Origin of the sequence: Paenibacillus tuaregi (assembly GCF_900086655.1) — a bacterium.
Classification (GTDB): domain Bacteria; phylum Bacillota; class Bacilli; order Paenibacillales; family Paenibacillaceae; genus Fontibacillus; species Fontibacillus tuaregi.
Window position 1 is genome coordinate 3,665,775 of the sequence record NZ_LT575476.1, and the last position, 22,263, is coordinate 3,688,037.

Consider the following 22,263-nt stretch of genomic DNA (forward strand, 5'->3'; position numbering starts at 1 on the left):
TACTCTTACTTCGAACTACCAAGCGCCCTGGTGTTCATTCAGGTTCAAGCCGGACACTCGGCTCGCCGCCTGTTACAGTCCTGGCAGAAAAACCTTTACCGCAGCAATGGCTCCTGATTCAGGCTCTTTGTGGAAAATCCCAAGAAAATTGCCATCAGGATCATACAAGCGTATTGGTTCGTTCCCCATTACCTGAGGCTTAACGGCTGTCCAGCTAAGCCTTTGGCCTTGAAGTGCAGCTTTGACCTTCTCAGCGGACACCTGGTGGGAAGCCAGGTGAGAGACCGCCTGATCAACAGGAATCAAATATTGCTGCAGATTCCCTTCACGGACACACAGTTCCACCTCTTCCAGTGTCAGGCACCGGGAAAGCGGAATTCCGGCAGACATCGTCCGTTTAAGCTCAGACATGCAGGCCGGAACCCCTAGTTCCCGGCCTATATCCACACACAGGGTACGGATATAGGTTCCCTTAGAGCAAAGAGCACGGAACGAAATGGTTGGCCTTGGAAGATCAAGCTCAAATCCGGTCAACTCCAGTTCATAGATCTCCACCTTGCGGGACTTGCGCTCTACAGTTTTGCCTTCCCTCGCAAGCTCATACAGACGCTTGCCATCCACTTTTAATGCGGAGTACATAGGGGGGACCTGCGAGATCGTACCCGTAAATTTCCGAAGCGTTTCAAGTACCTGATCTTTAGTGACCGGAACTTCTTCCGTCTCCTGAACTATAGCTCCGGTGAGGTCTTCGGTATCTGTGGCAATGCCGAGAACAAGGGTAGCTTCATATTCTTTAGGCATCTCCTGCATATATTCAACCACACGGGTTGCCCGGCCAAGGCAGAGGGGAAGCACTCCCGTTACCTGGGGATCGAGCGTGCCTGTGTGGCCGATTCTCTTCATTTTCAATATGCCGCGCGCTTTGGCCACCACGTCATGTGAAGTAAACCCTGCCGGTTTATGGATGGGCAGTACGCCTTCATACTCACTCATAGCTGCTCTTTCACCCGTTCTAACACCCTTGGAATAATATCCTCCAGAGCTCCTTCAATACGGGCGCCGGCTGCACGGACATGTCCGCCTCCTCCGAAGCTCTGAGCCACGGCTGCCACATCCACTTTGCCCGCAGAACGCAGGCTCACCTTCACCGCCTGATCGTTAATCACCTTAAAGAGCATGCCTACTTCCACACCCTGAATATTGCGCGGGTAGTTCACGATGCCTTCCAGGTCTTCATTGGCTGCGCCAGTCTCCAGCATATCTTCGGGAGTAATGCTTACCCAGCTTATCTTCCCGTCTTCACTCATCTGAAGCTTGTTCAAGGCCTTGGTCAGGATAAGCAGCTGAGGATAGGTGAGCTGCTCAAGGAGAAGCTCAGACAGACCTGGGCCATCCACCCCGTGCTGAAGCAGTTTGGAAGCTGCTGCCATAACCTTTGGTGTTGTGTTGGAATAACGGAAGCCTCCGGTATCGGTAAGCAGCCCTGTATACAGCGCTGTAGCGATATCTTCTGTCATTTCAACTCCAATATACTCAACCAGGTCAAGCAAAATTTCAGCCGTCGCCGCCGCATGGGGATGAATAAGATTAACGGTCCCATAGGCATCGTTGGTCGGGTGATGATCAATATTGAGTATAAGTGCATCCTTGGCAAAATATTTCTGTGTATGCCCCACCCTCTGATAATCCGCACAATCCACACAAATCACATGTTTGTATGTAGTTTCAAGGGGCGTCACTGACAAGTCAAGGATCTGATCCGCATGCCAGAGATAAGACATTCTGCGCGGAATCGGCCCTTCGTTGACCATCACGTAATTTTTACCCAGACATGAGAGAAGCCAGCCCACCGCAAGGGTGGAACTGACTGCGTCTCCGTCCGGCTGTACATGCGATACTACCAAGAAATCATCATGCTCCATCAGGAATGCATGGGCATCCTGGAGCTCCCGTTCATGGGTCTGCATGGCCGTCACCTTCTTATTTATCTTCGTGAGATATATCCCCTAGCAGCTTCTCAATATGGCTGCCGTATGAAATCGACTCATCAATTTTAAAGATCAGTTCCGGGGTATGCCGGAGCATAATCCGTTTGCCGAGCTCGGACCGGAGGAAGCCTTTGGCCTTCTCCAGACCTTTCAGGGAGGAGCTCTTCTGCTCCTCATCCCCAAATACGCTCAAATATACTTTAGCCTGGGACAAATCGTTTGTCACATCCACGCCTGTTACGGTGATGAAACCAATCCGCGGATCTTTCATTTCCGTTTGAATGAGGACGCTGAGTTCCTTCTTAATCTGTTCGCCTACGCGGCCTGTACGGTTCTTAGCCATGCTGCCACCTCACTTACTTCGGTTCTACTGTCTCCATCACGAAGGCTTCAATAACGTCGCCTTCTTTGAGGTCATTATAACCCTCAATTGTGATCCCGCACTCATAACCTTGGGCCACTTCTTTGGCATCGTCTTTAAAACGCTTCAAGGAGTCGATCTTGCCTTCAAATACAACGATACCCTCACGAATCAGGCGTATTTCAGCCGAACGCGTGATTTTGCCGGAGGTTACCATACAGCCGGCAATCGTACCCACTTTGCTGATCTTGAACGTGTTTCTGACCTCAGCGTGGCCGATCACACTCTCTTTATAAACCGGATCCAGCATTCCCTTCATGGCCTGCTCGATCTCCTCGATTGCATTATAAATTACCCGGTGCAAGCGAATATCAACCTTCTCTTCATCAGCCACGGATTTAGCACGCGGCTCTGGACGGACGTTGAAGCCGATCACAATCGCATTGGAAGCCGCCGCAAGGATAATATCCGACTCGGTGATCGCACCTACACTGCTGTGAAGAATCTTAACCCGGACTCCTTCAACCTCAATCTTCTGAAGGGAGCCTTTAAGGGCTTCAACAGAGCCCTGCACGTCACCTTTGATGATAACGTTCAGGTCTTTGATCTCGCCTTCCTTGATATGCTTGAACAGATCATCAAGGGTTACGCGGGAGTTCGCGCCCATCTCGGATTGACGCTGGGTAATCGCACGTTTGTCTGCAATAGAACGGGCTTTACGCTCATCCTCAAACACCATCAGCGGATCACCGGCAAGCGGAACCTCCGTCAGACCTGTTATTTCAACTGGAGTTGATGGACCAGCCTCTTTCAGACGGCGTCCTTTGTCATTAACCATAGCGCGGACACGGCCAAAATAGTTACCTGCCACGAAAGCATCGCCGACTTTGAGTGTGCCGTGCTGGACAAGTACGCGGGCAACCGGGCCACGGCCCTTGTCAAGCTCAGCCTCAATAACTGTGCCGCGTGCGCGTTTGTCCGGGTTCGCTTTGTACTCATTGACCTCAGCTACCAGAAGGATCATCTCAAGCAGTCCTTCCAGACCGATTCTTTGCTTGGCGGATACGTTCACGAAGATCGTGTCACCGCCCCATTCCTCGGGCACGAGCTCATAGTTGGTCAGTTCTTGCTTGACGCGGTCTGGATCGGCTTCCGGCTTATCGATCTTGTTGACAGCCACGATGATTGGAACACCAGCCGCTTTGGCATGGCTGATCGCCTCAACCGTCTGTGGCATAACGCCGTCATCCGCAGCTACAACAATGATTGTGATATCCGTAACCTGGGCACCACGGGCACGCATCGTTGTAAACGCTTCGTGACCCGGTGTATCAAGGAAGGTGATTTTCTTGTTATTGATCTCGACCTGATAAGCACCAATATGCTGGGTAATCCCCCCGGCTTCGCCGCCAGTTACATTCGTGGAACGGATCGCATCAAGCAAGGTCGTTTTACCGTGGTCAACGTGACCCATGATGGTAACGACTGGTGGACGTTCTTTCAGATCCGCCTCATCATCCGTCTCCTCGACATTCTCAAAGCGGTCGTCTTCCACGTGGATCTTGATTTCGACTTCTACTCCATAATCCCCGGCCAGCAGCTGGATCGTATCCAGATCAAGCTCCTGGTTGATCGTAGCCATTACTCCAAGGGAAATCAGCTTCTTAATGACCTCGGAAGCGTCCTTATGAAGAAGCTTGGCGGTTTCCCCAACCGTCATCTCACCACGAACGATAATTTTCTTCGGTGTATTATCGATTTTCTCACGGCGTTCAGGCTGCTGAGGCCCTCTGCCACGGTTATTCTTCCCGCCGCGGTTATTCTTATAACCGCCTGGTTTGTTATCGTCAAACCGCTTTTGTCCAGGTCTGCCGTTATTGTTGTTTCTCTTCTGCCCCTGACCTTGACCCTGGCCACGGTTCGAAGAGTAGTTATCATTGCCTGAAGATGCGGTTCTCGCCTGCGGCTGGGAACTGCGGTTCTGGTTCTGCTGAGGGCGCGGTGTACTCGCAGTATGCTGTCCTCCGCCCTGTGGACGGCTTTGACCGCCGGCAGAAGTTTGATTGCGTCCACCGTTTCCTTGCTGGGGACGTCCTTGGTTCTGTTCTCTTCCGCCTGAAGACGGATTATTGCGGACTTGAGTCGCTTGTGCACTTCTATTCGATTGATTTTGGGATTTATTATTATTCATGCGTACCTGCTTTTCCTGTTGATTTTTGTTTGAATCTTCATTTCTCTGAACAGCTTGTTCGGAACGCTGTCCACCTTGTTCTCTAGTCTGGGTGTTCGGCTTAGGGTCCCCTCCTGCGGAGACCGGGGCCGGCGATTTGGCCTGAGCAACCCTGGAATCGGAACCTTCCTTTTTGACAGCCGCATTCGTCTTGATATCCTTAAAGAATTTCTCCACCCGGGAAACCGCGTCATTCTCCATCACACTCATGTGATTGTTGACCGGAATGTCCAACCGTTTAAGAATGGTAATAATTTCTTTGCTGCTCATATTTAGTGATTTAGCATATTCGTATACTCTGAGCTTATCCTTGTTATCTTGTTTACTCAATATACTCCACCTCCGACAAATTACTCACTGTTTTTCGAATCATCGCTGCGAAACCCTGATCCGTCAAAGCCAGCACAATCCTCTCCGGTTTGCCTATGCTTGTACCCAGCTGATCCCGTTTAAATCCGATGATTAAAGGGACTTTATATGTCCCGCATTTGTCGCGAAATTTCTTCTGTGTGTTCAGGGACGCATCCCCGGCAAGAATGACTAGTTTAGCTTCGGAAGAACGAATGGCCTTTAATACGATCTCGTCTCCGGTAACGAGCTTCCCTGCCCGCATGGCCAATCCGAGCTGGGAGAATACTTTACTCATCGTCACCGCCGTCCTGATTTGCCATTGCGGTGAATTCCTCTTCCACTGCAACGAAATCACGGGCGAGCTGCTCATAAATTTCAGGCTTGACCGGAGCCTTCAGCGCCCGGTCAAGCGCGCGGTTCTTATGCGCCAGCTTGAAGCAGGACACCTGGCCGCAGAGATAGGCACCGCGGCCTGATTTTTTGCCGGACAGATCAATCAGAACCTCGTCTTCAGGCGTTCTTACTACGCGGATCAACTGCTTCTTAGGCATCATCTGCTGGCAGGCGACGCATTTACGAAGCGGTACTTTTCTTGGCTTCATCTGTATGTCCCCGCCTTTGCGTTAATCTATGGAAACCGAATCTTGCGGCAGCTCTTCCGCTGCGGTTTTAGGTCTGCCAAATTCCTGCTCCGCCTGGCTCTCGCTCTTGATATCGATCTTCCAGCCGGTCAGTTTGGCCGCAAGGCGCGCGTTCTGGCCTTTGATACCGATAGCCAGCGACAACTGATAATCAGGCACAATCACGCGGGCCATCTTCTCGTTTTCAAACACCTCAACCTCAAGCACTTTGGATGGGCTTAGCGCGTTGGCTACATACTCCTGCACATCCTCCGAATAACGGACAATATCAATTTTCTCCCCGCGCAGCTCGTTCACAATCGTCTGAACGCGAAGCCCCTTCGGTCCAACACAGGAACCGACCGGATCCACCTCAGGATTACGGGAATATACGGCAATTTTGGAGCGGAAGCCAGCTTCACGGGCAACTGAACGAATTTCAACAACCCCATCAAAAATTTCAGGAACTTCCAGTTCAAATAACCGCTTCAGCAGCCCCGGATGTGTACGGGAGAGCAGAATTTGCGGCCCTTTTGTCGTGTTCTCCACTTTGGTGATAAAAGCTTTGATACGGTCGCCGTGCTTGAACTTCTCATTAGGCATCAGCTCGTTCAGCGGAAGGTGCGCTTCAACCTTGCCGAGGTCCACATAAATGTTCCGTGCATCCTGGCGCTGCACAATTCCAGTTACAATATCTTCTTCCTTATCTACAAAAGCGTTATAAATGAGGCCGCGTTCCGCCTCACGAATCCGCTGGGTTACCACCTGCTTCGCCGTTTGTGCCGCAATGCGCCCGAAGTCACGGGGAGTCACCTCAATCTCCGCAATGTCATCCAGTTGGAAATGCGGGTTGATCTCACGCGCAGCTTGGAGAGAAATCTCCGTCCGCAAATCGAGCACCTCATCCACAATCAGCTTGCGGGCGAACACTTTGATTGCGCCGGTGTGACGGTTCATGTCCACACGAACATTCTGTGCTGTATTGAAGTTGCGTTTATAACTGGAGATCAGTGCAGCTTCAATGGCTTCAAACAAAATGTCTTTACTGATTCCTTTCTCTCTTTCCAATTCATTCATAGCTTCGATAAAATCCATACTCATTTGCCTCAAGCTCCCCCTTTCAATAATTCACCCATCTATTTGTTCTAGAAAATAATAGCCAGTCTCGCACTGGCAACCTTCGAATACGGAATGGCGGTCTGTTTCTTACCCGACTGCACAACCAGCTCCTCGTTCTCAAAAGAAAGAAGCTTGCCTTCAAATTCCTTCTGACCATCAATCGGCTCGTATGTAGTCACAAATACATCTTTGCCAACAGCTTTAGCCACGTCTTCAGGCTTCTTCAGTGGACGTTCCGCTCCAGGAGAAGACACTTCCAGGAAATAAGCCGTCGGAATCGGGTCATTAGCATCAAGCTGCTCACTGAGATACTCACTGATGCGGCCGCAGTCATCAATATCGATGCCGCCTTCCTTATCGACGAATACACGCAGGAACCAGTTGCTGCCTTCCTTCACGTATTCAATGTCTACCAATTCAAAGCCGTTATCCTCCAGAAAAGGCTGTACCAATTGTTCAACATGCGCTTTGATTTTAGGTGTGCTCAAGCGTTCATACCTCCAAGAGAAACTTCATTCCTATATACCAAAGAGTAAAGAGTGGGTTTCCCCACTCTTTACACAACGGTTCTATCTTCATGATTACCAAAAAAATTATAACATAGTCGGATAACACTGACAAGTAAGATACCCTGACTGTACCCGCCCAAAGTCCTTGCGGCACATGAGCTTGTACGCATTTAGGCTCCAGTCTGAGCCGCGACCATACACAGATATTTCTTCCTAAAAGAGGGAAAGCTGGTTGCTTTCAGGCAATCCGCGGAAACAGCCCATTTGGCTGAGCAGCTCAATTACCGTCTTACTCGCTTTGGATTTCTGTTGGAAGTCCTCAATAGACAGGAACTCCCCTTGCTCCTTGGCAGCAGCGATGTTGCGCGCCGCATTATCCCCAATCCCCGCCAGGGCGGAGAACGGCGGAATCAAGGAATCCCCATCCACGATAAACTTAAGCGCATCTGAACGGTATAAGTCGATATTCTTGAACCGGAAGCCACGCGCAGTCATCTCCAAAGCCATTTCCAGCATCGGGAGCATATTCTTCTCCTTCGGCAGCGCCTGGAACCCCTTCTGCTCAATCTCCTCGATTCTCCGGTAAATCGCCTCATACCCTTGACACATCAGCTCAAGTTCAAAGTCCGCGACCCGGACTGAGAAATATGTGGCATAAAATTCAATAGGGTGATACAGCTTGAAGTAAGCCGTGCGTACAGCCGAAATAACATAGGCGGCCGCATGGGCTTTCGGGAACATGTACTGGATTTTGAGACAGGAATCAATATACCACTGAGGCACCTTGCATTTCTTCATCTCATCAATCCACTCGGGCGGAAGCCCCTTCCCTTTACGCACGCTTTCCGTAATTTTGAAAGCCAGACTCGCGTCCATACCTGCTTTGTAGATCAGATAGAGCATAATATCGTCACGACAACCAATAACTGTTTTGATGTTGCAGGTATTGTTCTTGATCAGCTCCTGGGCATTTCCGAGCCATACCCCGGTCCCGTGGGAGAGTCCAGAGATCTGAAGCAAATCGGCAAAGGACGAAGGCTGTGACTCCACCAGCATCTGACGTACGAATTTGGTTCCCATTTCCGGAACCCCGTAAGTGGCTACCGGCGTACGAATCTGCTGCGGGGTCACACCGAGCGCCTCCGTCGAGTTGAACATGCTCATCACCTTCGGATCATTCATCGGAATCGTGGTTGGGTCCACACCCGTCAAATCCTGCAGCATCCGCATCATTGTCGGATCATCGTGTCCCAGAATATCGAGTTTAAGCAGGTTCGCATCAAAGGCATGATAATCAAAATGAGTGGTTTTCCAATCCGAAGACGTGTCGTCCGCCGGATACTGGACAGGCGTGATATCGTCGACTTCCATATAATCCGGTACAACAACAATACCACCAGGATGCTGCCCCGTACTCCGCTTAACCCCGGTACAGCCCGATGCGAGCCGGTTGAGTTCAGCCCCCCGCCATTTCTTTCCATGTTCCTCCTCGTACTTCTTGGCAAACCCAAAAGCGGTCTTCTCCGCCACCGTACCGATGGTCCCCGCCCGGAACACACTTTTCTCCCCAAACAGCTCTTTGGTGTAATTATGGGCATGAGGCTGATATTCACCGGAAAAGTTCAAATCGATATCGGGAACCTTATCCCCTTTAAAGCCCAGGAACGTCTCAAACGGAATGTCCTGTCCTTCTCCCTTCAGCTTCTCCCCACATTTCGGACAAGGCTTATCGGGAAGGTCGAATCCACTCGGAATGCTTCCGTCCAGGAACCATTCACTGTATTTGCACTCTTTATTAAGACATAGATAATGTGCAGGCAGCGGGTTAACCTCCGAAATACCCAGGAAAGTCGCCACTACCGAGGAGCCGACAGACCCCCGGGAACCGACTAGATAGCCGTCCTGGTTTGATTTCTTCACCAGGCGTTCGGAGATCAGGTAGTTGGCGGAGAACCCGTATTTGATGATCGGCTCCAGCTCTTTCTCCAGCCGAGCCACTACAACTTCGGGCAGATCCTCCCCATATAAAGATTTCGCTGTGTCATAGCAGGTCTGGCGGATTTCTTCATCCGCCCCTTCAATAATCGGAGTGAACAGCTTGGAAGGGAACAATTCAAGTTCTTCAAAGGAATCTGCAAGCTCCGACGTGTTCTTAACCACGACCTCGTAGGCTTTATCCTCGCCCAGGAATTCAAATTCCTTCAGCATCTCCTCCGTTGTCCGCAGATGGGCATCTGGCTTGCGGATATCCTTCAGCGGACTGAAGCCGGTGATACCGTGTATCGTAATGTCCCTGTACAGCTTGTCACGTGGCTCAAGATAATGCACGTTGCCGGTAGCAATGACCGGCTTGCTGAGCTTGCGGCCGATCTCGCACACCTTGCGAATGGCGGTTTCCAGCTCGGCTGTACTGCCGACCAGTCCCTTCTCTACCAAGTGCATATACATCGTGATCGGCTGAATTTCCAGCACGTCATAGAACTGGGCAACCTCCTCAGCCTCTTCCACCGACTTATTCAGCACGGCTTCGAAGAACTCGCCCTTCTCACAGCCGGAGATGATCAACAGGCCCTCTCTCATTTCCACCAGCTTGGATTTCGGAATGCAAGGCACCCGCTTGAAATACTCGGTATGGGACATGGAGACCAGCTTGAACAGGTTCTTCTTGCCTGTCATGTTCAGCGCATAGATGCTGCAGTGGAACGGACGGACGTTGGACAAGTCCTTGCCGACATGATCATTCAAGCGATCAAGCATCATGATTCCTTTGATTTTGGCTGCATCCTCAAGCAGACCAACCAGGATCTCTGCAAGGGCTACGGTATCATCAATCGCCCGGTGATGATTCTCAAGCGAAACTTTATATTTAGCAGCCAGCGTGTTCAGCCTGTGATTCTTAAGTGTCGGATGCAGCAGTCTGGCCAGCTCCAATGTATCGAGCACAGAATTTTGCATTGGCTCCATGCCGAGGTCTTTCAGCTTAGCATTCACAAAGCCCACGTCAAATCTGGCATTATGGGCCACAAGCACCCCATCGCCGGCGAACTCTATGAACTCCTTCAGTACCGGCTCCACATCAGGAGCGTCCTTCACCATTTCATCATTGATATTCGTCAGCTGCTGGATATTGTAAGGGATTCGCTCATGCGGATTCACAAACGTTGCATATCTGCCGATTTCCTTGCCTTCCACCATCTTTACCGCAGCAATCTCAATGATATTGTTCTGTGTTACGGATAGACCTGTGGTCTCGATGTCAAACACAATGTAAGTAGCTGTCTTAAGCTCAATCGGACGCGGCTCCAGCACAACGGCCACATTATCATTCACCACGTTTGCTTCCAGCCCGTAAATCATCTTGATGCCATTCTTCTTGGCCGCTTTGGCCGCGTCCGGATAACACTGAACGCCGCCATGGTCCGTGACCGCAATCGCCTTATGGCCCCATTTCGCAGCCATTTTCACATATTGGTCAATCGGTGTAACGGCATCCATCGTGCTCATCGTGGTGTGCAGATGGAACTCCACCCGCTTCTCCGCCGCATTGTCTTTGCGTCCAGGAGGTGCATTAACCTCGCTCAGATCTGAAGGGATCATGACCAGCTCGGGAACCTGCATGAACCGGTCATATTCAACCCGGCCGCGTGCCTTCACCCATTTGCCGTTCGCCAGCAGGCTCATAATCTTCAAGTCTTCCTTGGTCTTCGCAAACATCTTCATCTGAAGCGAGTCGCTGAAATCGGTAAGATAGAAGGTGAACAACGTGCTACCGTTACGCAACTCCTTGCTGTCCAGGCCAAAGATCGTGCCTTGGATTGTGATCTTCTTCTCTTCATCCTGAATATCTTTAAGCGGTACCGGTTGTTCCTTGATCTCATAACCCACCTGCAGCTTGACCACTTCGCCGCTCTCGTCGACTTCCTCGGGTTCCGGCTCCATGCTGGTCATCATCTGCTGGATGACTTCCCGTTCCTCCTCAACAATCCGCTGCTGGAACTCTTCAAACGCCTCATTTGGACCTTCTGCAGTCTGAAGCTTCACTCTAAGCGGCAGGGCAAAATACGTTTCAAAGAACGTCACCACCGCACGGTCAATTCCCTTCTTCTTGGCCAGCTCGAGCGAGGTGGCATCGGTCATAGAGATGACAACCAGATCCTGCTCCACCTCGAAGGTGGCTCTGGACATCCATCCATTGACCGACGGTACTTCACGCTGCACCCATTCGAGAAACAATTTCCAGTACTCGGAGACAATCTGATTACTCGTGACCGACCCGGCGTACCGGAACTCAAACGATATCTTGGAAATATGCTGCATCTTCTCCTGCACTTGCAGGCAAAATGTACGGTATACCTGGCCAGGTACCAGGGTTTCCTTATGGATTACAATCTTCCAAGCCCGGTTGCTCCGGCTTACTTCAACCTGCTCAATTACACCATCCAGGAAATGGGCATCAATTAAAGCGCCCGGAATTTCCGTCTGCTTCATCAAGAGCTCAAACCGTGTTCTTTTGTCCCCCGCTTGGCTCATATTCCCCTCCCCCTCATACTGCCTTCTTATATAAATTTGAAAAAATGATTGTACGAATAAGGCATCCAGGTGAAACGTTCTTTAATGTCACTGTTGTGCACGGATTTCTTTTCGGACGGCTGCGATACCGAGTGTTCTTTAAGGCCGCTGTTGTCTCCGAAATGCTTGAACTAGATATCCAAGTAGGGGCATTTCGGAGACAAAGGCGGACGCTGCGCTTCTCCGGAATCATTTCACCCTTTTGCCTCTATAAAAAAGGAATAAAAAGGGCTTCCAGACGGATAGTTGCGGGCCTATGATGCCCTATCAACCTACTGCCGGAAGCCTCCTTTTTTGGCGTATATGTGATGCGATCGTTGCTCTTAGCGGTCTGCCCGCTTCACAGAGCAGCCAGCTTAGTAGGCTCTGGCGAATACTACGGTATGCTCGGCTTTCTCCCCGCACACCAGACAAGTATGCTTCTTCACCTGTGGTTCAAATGGGATGTTCCGGCTTGTAGCTCCCGTCTCCTTCTTGACTGTATCCTCACAGGCCTCAGATCCGCACCAGCCAGCCAACGTGAATCCGCGCTGCTCTTCAATGTTCGCCTTCATCTCATCGAGAGTGTCCACGGAATAGAAATGCTCTTCACGGAACGTCTTGGCCCGTTCATACATTTCATGGTGAACCTGATCCAGCATGGCCTCAACCTCTTGGACCAGATTCTCCTGCTGAATCACTTTCTTCTCTCCGCTGATCCGGGAGACGAGAACACATACGCCGTTCTCCATATCCCGTGGTCCAATCTCAAGCCGCACAGGTACGCCGCGCATTTCATACTCGTTGAACTTCCAGCCTGGACGCACATCCGCACGGTCATCTATGCCGACGCGAATGCCGGCCTTCTTCAGCTCGTTGAACAGCTCATCGGCTCTTCCCACCACTTGATCACGGGTTTTAGGAGGTCCAATCGGAATAATCATCACCTGCTTCGGAGCCACCTTCGGAGGAAGAGCAAGCCCCCGGTCATCCCCATGCACCATAATCAGTGAACCGATCAGGCGTGTGCTTACGCCCCAAGAAGTGGTGTGCACATACTCTTGCACATTCTCACGATTCAAATATTTAATTTCAAAAGCCTTGGCAAAATTCGTTCCAAGGTAATGCGATGTGCCTGCTTGAACGGCACGTCCATCCTTCATCATCGCCTCAATCGAGAACGTATCGACCGCGCCGGCGAATTTCTCGGAAGGAGTCTTCTGTCCCACGATTACAGGTATCGCGAGATAATTCTCCACAAAGTCGCGATATATTTCCAGGATCTTCATCGTTTCTTCACGGGCTTCCTGTTCGTTCTCGTGTGCCGTATGGCCTTCCTGCCACAGGAATTCACTTGTGCGAAGGAAAGGCAGGGTCCGCTTCTCCCAGCGGACAACGTTCGCCCATTGGTTGATCAGGACCGGAAGATCACGGTATGACTGAATCCATCTTTCGTACATATGTCCGATCATGGTTTCGGAAGTCGGGCGAACCGCTAGGCGTTCCTCCAGCTTCTCCCCTGCCGCTTCAGTCACCCAAGGCAGCTCGGGGTTAAAGCCTTCCACATGTTCCTTCTCCTTCTGGAAGAAGCTTTCCGGGATGAACAATGGGAAGTAGGCATTGCGGTGTCCGGTCTCCTTGAAGCGCCGGTCAAGCTCATCCTGAATATGCTCCCAAATCTCATACCCGTCCGGCTTGAATACGATACAGCCACGGACCGGTGAATAATCCATCAGATCGGCTTTCTTAATTACGTCAATATACCAGCGGGAGAAATCCTCCTGCTGAGGTGTAATTTCAGTCACAAACTGCTTATCTTCATTCGCCATAAGAAACGTTGTCCTCCCGTTAATAACCCTAAATTATCTATCTATCCATTAATCAGACGTAAAATATCATTGTACGTCACCGCAATCATAAGCAGGAACAGCATTGCAAAGCCTATAAAATGCACCATACCTTCCCGGTTGGGGTCCACCGGCTTGCCTCTTAGAGCTTCAACCCCCAAGAATACCAGACGGCTTCCATCAAGTGCAGGAATCGGCAAGAGATTGAAAATCCCCAAGTACAAGCTCAGGATCGCCGCCCAATACGTAAGCTGTTCAATGCCCTGCTTCGCGATCTGTCCTGTTAATTCAAAGGTGCGGACCGGACCGCCAAGATCGTTCATGGAAAATTTATTAATCAGCTGCTTGAACCCGAGGAAAATCATATCCGTTGTATTTACCATGTCCTTGCCTGCTGTTGTAAACGTCTCCCCAAACCCAGCACTCCGGGTCGGAAATACCGGGCTTACCCCTACCTTGCCGCCTTCCTGGCCAGCCATTGACCTTGGAGTGAGGGTAACCTCAAGCGGTTTCCCTTCCCGGATTACCGTCCAGTTCATGGGCTTATCCTTGGATTCAGAAATCAGCTTGATCATATTGTCACGGTCGGCACCCACCTTAACCCCGTTAATCGTGTCGATGATATCGCCTTTCTGCAGATGGGCTTCATCCGCAGGCATGCCTTTGGTCACCTCGCCGATCTCCAGATAGGACGGGTTCTCAATTTGAATCCCAGCCATTTGGGTGTGCAGCGCAAACAACACAAAAGCAAGAATAAAGTTCATCAAAGGGCCTGCAAAAATGGACAAGGCCCGCTGCCCCACCGTCTTGCTACCATACTGCCGGTCACGCGGGGCGATCTGCGTATCCTTATTCTTGGCGACGAGAACCGCTTTCGGGTGAACATTGTAAGATTGACTCTCTCCGTCCACATCCAGCACCACGTTTAGCTTATCTTCCAGATCGGCGGACTGAACCTCTCCGCGAATAACATTCTTACGGTTATCCAGCCGGTCCAGATAGATCTTGGTTACAGCGTTATCGACCAGCCGCAAAGCCACAGTCTGACCGGGCTGCACGGCAACCAGCTCTGGATCCTCTCCAGCCATCCGGGCATATCCACCGAAAGGCAGCAGCCGGAGGGTGAATTGAGTCTCGTCCTTTTTGTAAGAGAACAGCTTGGGACCGAAGCCTATAGCAAATTCCCTCACCAGAATTCCGGCGCGTTTTGCGAAATAGTAGTGTCCCCATTCATGAACGGTCACGATGAGAAAGAACATCAGCACCGTTAAAATTATAATTTGCAGCATTTCCAATCGAGCGCATCCTCCTTTGGTTAACAGGTCGCCGTGTATGATAGCCTCGTCTTCCTGTCTTGATTCATACTATTTCCGGATCAGAGTGTACACGCGCTCTACTACCAGCCCGCTGCGCAGCTGCTTACAAGCGGGCAGCCATATCCCGTGCCCAACTGTCCGCTTCACGAATCTCATCCAAATCCGGATTCATCACCGGAACATGCCGGGATACCGTTTCTTCCAGGATGGATTCAATCTTCAGGAACGGAATTTCCCTGCTCAAAAATCGTGCAACGGCGACTTCATTGGCCGCATTGAACACACAAGTTGCGGTACCACCTATTTTACCACATTCAAAGGCAAGTCTTAAACACGGAAAGCGGACGAAGTCCATCTCTTGGAAATGCAAGCTGCCAACCTCGGCAAGTGACAATCTTCGTGAAGGAGAAGTCCAGCGGTCTGGATAAGTCAGTGCGTATTGAATGGGTACCCGCATATCCGGATTGCCCAGCTGTGCAATGATACTGCTGTCTTGAAACTCCACGTAGGAGTGAATAATACTTTCCGGATGAAGCAAAACGCCGATCTGCTCGTAAGGCACGTCAAACAGCCAATGAGCTTCAATGACTTCCAGCCCCTTATTCACCATGGTGGCGGAATCAATAGTGATCTTGGCTCCCATCAACCAATTCGGGTGCTTAAGCGCATCCTCTACCGTCACATCGGCCAGCTGTTCACGAGTTAAGTCGCGAAACGAGCCGCCGGAAGCCGTCAATGTAATTTGAGCAACATCGGATCTATTCTCCCCATTTAGGCACTGGAAGACAGCCGAGTGCTCGCTATCGATCGGAAGCAGTGGAACTCCTTTCTCCTTGGCCAGCGAGGTCACGATATGACCAGCGGTAACAAGCGTCTCCTTGTTGGCAAGACCAATCGTCTTGCCTTCAGCTATCGCTGCCAGCGTTGCTGGAAGACCGGCACTGCCCATAACAGCGGTAATTACCGTATCGGCATCCGTCCCGGCCGCCACTTCAACAAGCCCTTCGGGGCCATAACACAGCTGTACCCCAGCGGGCAGGAAAGGTTTGATTTCATCTGCTAGCGCTTTGCTTCCCACAGAAGCTATTTTAGGCTTGAACTGCTTCACCTGTTCCAGAAACAGCTTTAGGTTGGAGCCTGCAGCAAGCCCTTCAATCTGAAAATGCTCAGGACGGGCCGAAACCACATCCAGTGTTTGTGTTCCTATCGAACCGGTTGAACCGATGACCGCCAGTTTTTTCATCACTTACCCTCTCATCTCTTGTCATTCATCTCTGTTCCTTAGTAAAAAGGAAGAAGCATCAATATATGTACAAAAGGAAATACGGTGATCCAGCTGTCGCACCGGTCTAATATACCGCCATGTCCCGGCAGCAGTGTGCCGGAATCCTTGATACCATACACTCTTTTGTAAGCAGACTGAACTAAATCGCCCATTTGGCCGATCACTGCGCAAGAAGCTCCAAGCAGTATGGCTAGTCCGATAGAAAGAAGCCCGCCTGAGAAAATGGCGAACAGAACCGCAACAACGATGGCAATCAGCACACCGCCCAATGCGCCTTCCACGGTTTTGTTCGGGCTAATGGCCGGCCATAGTTTATTGCGTCCCCATCTCCGGCCTGTGAAATACGCTCCCGCGTCACTCGCCCAGATTGAGAACAAGAGCAAAAAAGTCCAGAACAGGCCGTGTCCGTCCGGTGTATTCCGTGACTCCGCGATGTAGGAAAATCCGATGCCAATGTACACCGCGCCTAAGAACAGCAGTGCAGCCTGGTTAATATTAATTTGGTTCTTCGACACCACGGTGACAAACAGAAATAACAGCATGAGCGGCCATATCAGCTGAAGCGTATCTGGAACAAAAGGGCTGCCCAGCAGCTTCCACGGGAAGACAAGTAAAATGACACCGATGAAGCCTAAGAGACCCGCTCCGCTCCAAGGTGATGTCTTGGTCATGCGGACAAATTCATAATATCCAATGACCGACATAATTAGAACCAAACCATGAAACCATAATCCACCTGCCAAACAAGGTCCTAAAAAAAGAACTGCTGCGACTAAACCGGTAATGATGCGCTGCTTCACTGATGTCCACCTCCGTCCGCTTAAGATAGTCCCCCATACCGGCGTGTTCGTCTCTGATATTCCGCAATCGCCTGATAGAAGTGATCGCGCCCAAACTCCGGCCAATAGATATCTGTGAACCACAGCTCACTATAGGCCAACTGCCATAACATGAAGTTGCTAAGCCTGAGTTCACCGCCCGTACGAATCAAAAGATCCGGGTCAGGGATTCCTGATGTCTGCAGGTGGGAATCAATCCATTCTTCCGTGAACACCTCGGGTGACAGCCTTCCGGCAGCGATATCCTCCGCGGCTTTCCTGAAGGCCTCCTTGAGCTCACGGCGGCTTCCATAGTTAAGCGCGAAATTAAGCACCAGCCCCGTATTGTTCCGGGTACGGCTGATCGCTTCCTCCATCGCGGCAATCGTATGAGGAGGAAGATCCTCCGGATGCCCCATCATATGGATACGCACGTTCTTCTCAATCAGCTCTTCGAGCTCAATCGCCAGGAACTCCTCGGGCAGGCGCATCAGGAAGTCCACTTCGTCCTTGGGACGTTTCCAATTCTCTGTTGAGAAGGCATACATCGTCAAATATTTAACACCGATCTCGTCCGCAGCGATCGCCGCACGCTTAACGGCCTTCATTCCGGTCTGGTGCCCGACAATCCGCGGCAGACCGCGGCGGTTAGCCCAACGCCCATTGCCATCCATAATGATGGCAACATGACTTGGAACATTGTCCTTGGACAAGCTCGGAAGAGTTTTCTCTTGTTTTTTATTCCACAAGGATTGAAATACTTTGATCATTCCTTTTCCTCCAAGCGGTGATGAAAAAGAGACAAACCCCACCATAAAAGGAGGGGCCGCTCACGTCTCTTAAACTTCCATAATCTCTTTTTCTTTCGCAGCGAGCACTTTGTCGACTTCCGCGATAAATTTATCTGTCGTTTTTTGGATATCATCCTGGTGGCGGCGGGATTCATCTTCAGAGATGTCCGTCTTCTCCATCTTTTTGATATCGTCGTTGGCGTCTCTGCGGATATTGCGGATTGCAACCTTCGCTTCTTCGCCATATTTCTTGGTTGTCTTCACGAGCTCTACACGGCGCTCCTCTGTCAGAGGAGGAATCGACAAACGAATGGTTGACCCGTCATTGGCAGGGGTTAATCCCAAATCCGACTTCTGAATCGCACGTTCGATATCCGCCAGGGAGGATTTGTCCCAAGGCTGAATCAGCAGTGTGCGGGAATCCGGTGTATTAATATTCGCTAATTGATTAAGCGGGGTAGATGCACCGTAGTAGTCCACGTGGATCCGGTCCAGCAGGGACGGAGTCGCACGGCCTGCACGAAGCGTAAGCAGATCTCTTTTCAAAGATTGAATGGCTTTTTCCATGCGTTCTTCGGCATTTTTCTTAACCGATTGTGGCATTAGTCTACACTCCCTTTAACGATTGTGCCGATTCTCTCACCAAGAACGACACGTTTAATGTTTCCTTGCTCCGTTATCGCGAATACGATAAGTGGAATGTTGTTGTCCATGCACAGCGAAGAAGCGGTGGAATCCATAACTCCCAGGTTCTTGCTGAGCACTTCCATATAAGTCAGCTGCTCGAATTTCTCGGCAGTCGGATCTACAAATGGATCAGCAGAGTAGACACCGTCTACTTTGTTCTTAGCCATAAGAATCACTTCAGCTTCAATCTCTGCTGCGCGAAGAGCCGCGGTCGTATCGGTGGAGAAGAACGGGTTACCCGTACCTGCCGCAAAGATGACGACACGTCCCTTTTCAAGATGGCGGATTGCCCGCCGGCGAATATAAGGTTCAGCAATCTGCTGCATTGCGATAGACGTCTGAACTCTGGTTGGCACATCAATCTGTTCGAGTGCGTCCTGCAGGGCAAGCGAGTTCATCAGAGTAGCCAGCATCCCCATGTAGTCCGCAGTGGCACGGTCAATTCCTTTAGCACTGCCTGCAATCCCCCGCCAGATGTTTCCGCCTCCACACACAATCGCAACTTCCACGCCAAGCTCCACAACTTCCTTAACCTGCTCTGCGATGGAGGTAATGGTTTCGGCATCTATACCGTAGCCGTTCTGTCCGGCTAAAGACTCTCCGCTGACCTTTAAGACAACACGTTTAAATACAGGCTGTTCCAATTGCAAACCCTCCACTTTAAATCACCGATTTCTAAAGGCCATTTGGTTAAAAAAGAAGGAACACGGCGTGTTCCAATCTTTTTGTTCATGCATTTAGTTATATTATACGCTCTTGCGGAATGATCTAACATACTAATGTTCTTTAGGTAGCTCCGCAAACAAAAATTAGTTTTTAACTTGGGACAATACTTCTTCAACGAAGTTGTCGACTTTCTTCTCAAGACCTTCACCAAGCTCGTAACGAGCGAAGCGGCGAATGGAGATGTTCTCTCCGATCGTGCTGATCTTCTCGTTAAGCAATTGGGAGATGGTTTTGTCCGGATCTTTTACGAAAGATTGCTCAAGCAAGCAGTATTCCTCGTAGTATTTACCGATACGGCCTTCAACCATTTTTTCAACAATCTTCTCAGGTTTGCCTTCGTTAAGCGCTTGAGCTTTCAAGATTTCTTTTTCTTTTTCGATCTCTTCAGCAGGCACCTCTTCACGACGGACAAATTTAGGGTTCGAAGCTGCGATGTGCATAGCGATGTCGCGCGCGAACTCTTTGAATTGATCTGTCATAGCTACGAAGTCAGTTTCACAGTTGATTTCAACAAGTACGCCGATACGTCCGCCAGCGTGGATGTAGGATTGAACCACACCTTCAGTTGCGATACGTCCTGCTTTGTTGCTTGCAGCAGAAAGACCTTTCTCGCGAAGCAGCTCAGCCGCTTTTGTCAAATCTCCGTTTGCTTCTTCCAGCGCTTTTTTGCAATCCAACATCCCTGCGCCTGTTTTTTCACGTAGTTCTTTTACTGATTTTGCATCTACTGCCATTTGTATTACCTCCAATTGTATAGTTGGGGTGTAGCCTTAATTTTATCCTTTAAAAAAAGGGTAGTGAGAGGTTTTAGCACCTACCAACCACCCTTTTCATTTAATTCATCGTTTGTGTCATGCATCCTGAATGAATCTCATTCAGATCATGTCTAAACGTTCTATCTTACGCTGTTGTTTGTTCGCCTTGGTTCGCTTCGATCACAGCATCGGCCATTTTACCTGTCAGCAATTTAACAGCGCGGATCGCGTCATCATTACCTGGGATAACATAGTCGATTTCGTCCGGATCACAGTTCGTATCTACGATACCAACAATTGGGATACCCAATTTACGGGCTTCAGCAACCGCGATACGCTCTTTGCGAGGGTCGATGATGAAGAGTGCGCTTGGCAAGCCCTTCATGTTCTTGATACCGCCAAGGAATTTCTCAAGACGATCTTTCTCTTTGCGGAGAATGATAACTTCTTTCTTAGGAAGAACTGCGAAAGTGCCATCCTCTTCCCATTTTTCCAATGTCTTCAAACGGTCGATACGTTTTTGAATGGTTTGGAAGTTAGTCAGAGTACCTCCGAGCCAACGTTGGTTAATGTAGAATTGACCAGCGCGCTCAGCTTCTTCTTTAACAGAATCTTGAGCTTGTTTCTTCGTGCCGACGAAAAGAATAGTACCATTCTCTTCAGCCACGCTTTTTACGAAGTTGTAAGCTTCTTCTACTTTCTTGACTGTCTTTTGCAAGTCAATAATGTAAATACCGTTTCTTTCAGTGAAGATATAACGATCCATTTTTGGGTTCCAGCGACGTGTCTGGTGACCGAAATGAACCCCTGCTTCAAGCAGTTGTTTCATGGAGATAACTCCCATCTTCACACACCTCCTAGTTGGTTTTTTAGTATGATGCCCTCCGCTGATGTCATCTCCCATTAAAACTTCCCGCAGGAAGCACCGTTAACAGAATCAGTCAGCGTGTGTTTTAACACCGTCAACTAATATATCACAATTAGATTAGCGTTGCAATAAAATCTCGGTAAACGAATAAAGCCGCACCGGGAATGTTATTTCCCGGACGGCTTTGAGGTGATTTTGGAGATAATGGAGGCTGCGGACTCCCCCTCTTCGAAGCTGTAAGTTCCGGTCTGCAATCTGTAATTGGACTTCTTATCTACTGCCTTTTGGATAAAGGCGCTCTTGTCGTCAATAATGCCTGATTTCTTAAGATTGTCCGCGACCTTGCTCAGGGTGTCCCCCGATGAAATTTTAAAAGAGATCGTCTCCGGCTTCTTGGGAGCTTCCGTTTGCTTAGGAGTAGTCGTCTTAGGCGTATCAGGCGCCGTGGAAGACTTGTCCGCTCCGTCTGGCGCGGCTGGCTCCTTCGGAGCTGATGCCGAATCCGGCTTAGCCGGGTCCGTGGTGGAAGACGGTGTCTTTGGTTCTACCGGCTTCTTGGTTTCAGAAGAAGCCTGTTCTCCCGGCTTTGCTTCCTTTGCTTTGGCTTCCCATTCCTGGGCTGTGTACACCTTTTCCGCTTCGTCATACACCTTCAGGTTAAACCTCTGGGCAGCCTCCTTCACCTGCTGCGCGGTAAGAAGCTGGCTGGACGCCGTCCCCTGTCCGATCAGCATGATCTGAAGCAGCAGGGCACCGGCAATGAGTCCGACACCTAGTCCGAGCAAAAATGTGCGGTTCTTCATTCCGCCTTCTCCTCCTTGCTGGCAAGTTGAAGAATCAGCTGAACTTCACCGCGCTGCATATCCAGCGCTTTCGCAATGGCGTCAATCGATTTCCCATGCTCATAGAAATTAAACAGCTCGGGATACCGGTCACGCACGGTGTTCCGTGGAACAGCAGGAGCCTTCGGTTCCTCTACCGGGACTTCACCCGGTTCTTCTAATGTGACGGGCACTGAAGGTACTGAAGGCACGGATTCCAGCTTTTCCATCCTCGCTTCCTGCAGCGAAGCCGTTTTCTCAACATCAAGCAGCCGTCCTCTGAGCTCAGCCACCTGCTCCTGCAGCGACATCATCTTGGAAGCCGTCTCCTGCTTCATTTGGGCTACAAGCTCGATGAGTTCGTTATTCTCCCGTTCGATCTCAGACATATAGTGCTCAAGAGCGGCCTCCACGTCGGCAGCTCCCGAAGCCTGATCTGCCGCTGGTTTGCGCTTTGGCAGAAAGAGAGCGTAACCAATCGCCGCGGCTCCTAGAAGGACTATATAAACCCATGCATTTCCTAATGGCATAAATGTTCACCCGTTTTATTGTTATGTTGTAGTTATAAGAAAAGCACCGTTAGGTGCCTTTACATAAGTTAATCATCAGCATGTTCAAATAAA

Annotated in this window: 20 protein-coding genes; all 20 read right to left on the reverse strand. The window is 50.2% G+C overall.

All coding sequences use genetic code 11. From position 1 onward, the window contains the following. Positions 1-72: 72 nt before the first annotated feature. Positions 73-993 (reverse strand): tRNA pseudouridine(55) synthase TruB, encoded by a 921-nt coding sequence (gene truB / locus BN6628_RS16350; protein ID WP_068619247.1) that lies wholly within the window; start codon positions 991-993, stop codon positions 73-75. Then, positions 990-1,967: a DHH family phosphoesterase gene (locus BN6628_RS16355; protein WP_068619249.1), complete on the reverse strand. Its 978-nt coding sequence runs from the start codon at positions 1,965-1,967 to the stop codon at positions 990-992. Before BN6628_RS16355 ends, truB begins: the two co-directional genes overlap by 4 nt. 13 nt (positions 1,968-1,980) lie before the next feature. Further along, positions 1,981-2,331: a 30S ribosome-binding factor RbfA gene (gene rbfA / locus BN6628_RS16360; protein WP_068619251.1), complete on the reverse strand. Its 351-nt coding sequence runs from the start codon at positions 2,329-2,331 to the stop codon at positions 1,981-1,983. Positions 2,332-2,344: 13 nt separating this feature from the next. Further along, positions 2,345-4,909, reverse strand: a complete 2,565-nt coding sequence (gene infB / locus BN6628_RS16365; RefSeq protein WP_068619253.1) for a translation initiation factor IF-2 — start codon at positions 4,907-4,909, stop codon at positions 2,345-2,347. After that, positions 4,902-5,225 carry a L7Ae/L30e/S12e/Gadd45 family ribosomal protein gene (locus tag BN6628_RS16370; RefSeq protein WP_068619256.1) on the reverse strand — a complete coding sequence of 108 codons (324 nt, stop codon included), beginning with the start codon at positions 5,223-5,225 and terminating at the stop codon, positions 4,902-4,904. The genes infB and BN6628_RS16370 overlap by 8 nt, the downstream gene beginning before the upstream one ends. Further along, positions 5,218-5,532 carry an RNase P modulator RnpM gene (rnpM, locus tag BN6628_RS16375; protein WP_068619262.1) on the reverse strand — a complete coding sequence of 105 codons (315 nt, stop codon included), beginning with the start codon at positions 5,530-5,532 and terminating at the stop codon, positions 5,218-5,220. The genes BN6628_RS16370 and rnpM overlap by 8 nt, the downstream gene beginning before the upstream one ends. Positions 5,533-5,553: 21 nt before the next feature. Beyond that, positions 5,554-6,651, reverse strand: a complete 1,098-nt coding sequence (nusA, locus tag BN6628_RS16380; RefSeq protein WP_068619263.1) for a transcription termination factor NusA — start codon at positions 6,649-6,651, stop codon at positions 5,554-5,556. A 44-nt stretch (positions 6,652-6,695) separates the two neighbouring features. After that, a complete protein-coding gene (gene rimP / locus BN6628_RS16385; protein ID WP_068619264.1) occupies positions 6,696-7,157 on the reverse strand; it encodes a ribosome maturation factor RimP in 462 nt (153 codons plus the stop codon). Between the two features lie 234 nt (positions 7,158-7,391). After that, on the reverse strand, positions 7,392-11,708 hold the full coding sequence (locus tag BN6628_RS16390; protein ID WP_068619265.1) for a PolC-type DNA polymerase III: 4,317 nt from the start codon (positions 11,706-11,708) through the stop codon (positions 7,392-7,394). 395 nt (positions 11,709-12,103) lie between these two features. After that, positions 12,104-13,555: a proline--tRNA ligase gene (proS, locus tag BN6628_RS16395; RefSeq protein ID WP_068619267.1), complete on the reverse strand. Its 1,452-nt coding sequence runs from the start codon at positions 13,553-13,555 to the stop codon at positions 12,104-12,106. Positions 13,556-13,596: 41 nt separating this feature from the next. Beyond that, positions 13,597-14,868 (reverse strand): RIP metalloprotease RseP, encoded by a 1,272-nt coding sequence (gene rseP, locus BN6628_RS16400; RefSeq protein WP_068619269.1) that lies wholly within the window; start codon positions 14,866-14,868, stop codon positions 13,597-13,599. A 124-nt stretch (positions 14,869-14,992) separates the two neighbouring features. Next, positions 14,993-16,132, reverse strand: coding sequence for a 1-deoxy-D-xylulose-5-phosphate reductoisomerase (locus BN6628_RS16405; RefSeq protein ID WP_068619271.1), 1,140 nt, complete (start codon positions 16,130-16,132; stop codon positions 14,993-14,995). Positions 16,133-16,170: 38 nt separating this feature from the next. Then, positions 16,171-16,974: a phosphatidate cytidylyltransferase gene (locus BN6628_RS16410; protein ID WP_068619274.1), complete on the reverse strand. Its 804-nt coding sequence runs from the start codon at positions 16,972-16,974 to the stop codon at positions 16,171-16,173. Positions 16,975-16,994: 20 nt separating this feature from the next. After that, positions 16,995-17,762, reverse strand: coding sequence for an isoprenyl transferase (locus tag BN6628_RS16415; RefSeq protein ID WP_068619276.1), 768 nt, complete (start codon positions 17,760-17,762; stop codon positions 16,995-16,997). 69 nt (positions 17,763-17,831) lie between these two features. Continuing rightward, positions 17,832-18,386 carry a ribosome recycling factor gene (gene frr, locus BN6628_RS16420; protein WP_068619278.1) on the reverse strand — a complete coding sequence of 185 codons (555 nt, stop codon included), beginning with the start codon at positions 18,384-18,386 and terminating at the stop codon, positions 17,832-17,834. Further along, complete coding sequence (gene pyrH, locus BN6628_RS16425) at positions 18,386-19,114, reverse strand: UMP kinase (protein ID WP_068619280.1); 729 nt, start codon at positions 19,112-19,114, stop codon at positions 18,386-18,388. The genes frr and pyrH overlap by 1 nt, the downstream gene beginning before the upstream one ends. A 165-nt stretch (positions 19,115-19,279) precedes the next feature. Further along, complete coding sequence (gene tsf / locus BN6628_RS16430; RefSeq protein WP_068619282.1) at positions 19,280-19,930, reverse strand: translation elongation factor Ts; 651 nt, start codon at positions 19,928-19,930, stop codon at positions 19,280-19,282. A 166-nt stretch (positions 19,931-20,096) separates the two neighbouring features. After that, complete coding sequence (gene rpsB, locus BN6628_RS16435) at positions 20,097-20,795, reverse strand: 30S ribosomal protein S2 (RefSeq protein WP_068619284.1); 699 nt, start codon at positions 20,793-20,795, stop codon at positions 20,097-20,099. Between the two features lie 191 nt (positions 20,796-20,986). Next, positions 20,987-21,622, reverse strand: a complete 636-nt coding sequence (locus BN6628_RS16440; RefSeq protein WP_068619285.1) for an endolytic transglycosylase MltG — start codon at positions 21,620-21,622, stop codon at positions 20,987-20,989. Further along, the gene (locus tag BN6628_RS16445; RefSeq protein ID WP_068619286.1) at positions 21,619-22,170 is read right to left on the reverse strand and encodes a DUF6115 domain-containing protein; all 552 of its coding nucleotides are present in this window, start codon (positions 22,168-22,170) and stop codon (positions 21,619-21,621) included. The genes BN6628_RS16440 and BN6628_RS16445 overlap by 4 nt, the downstream gene beginning before the upstream one ends. Between the last annotated feature and the right edge of the window lie 93 nt (positions 22,171-22,263).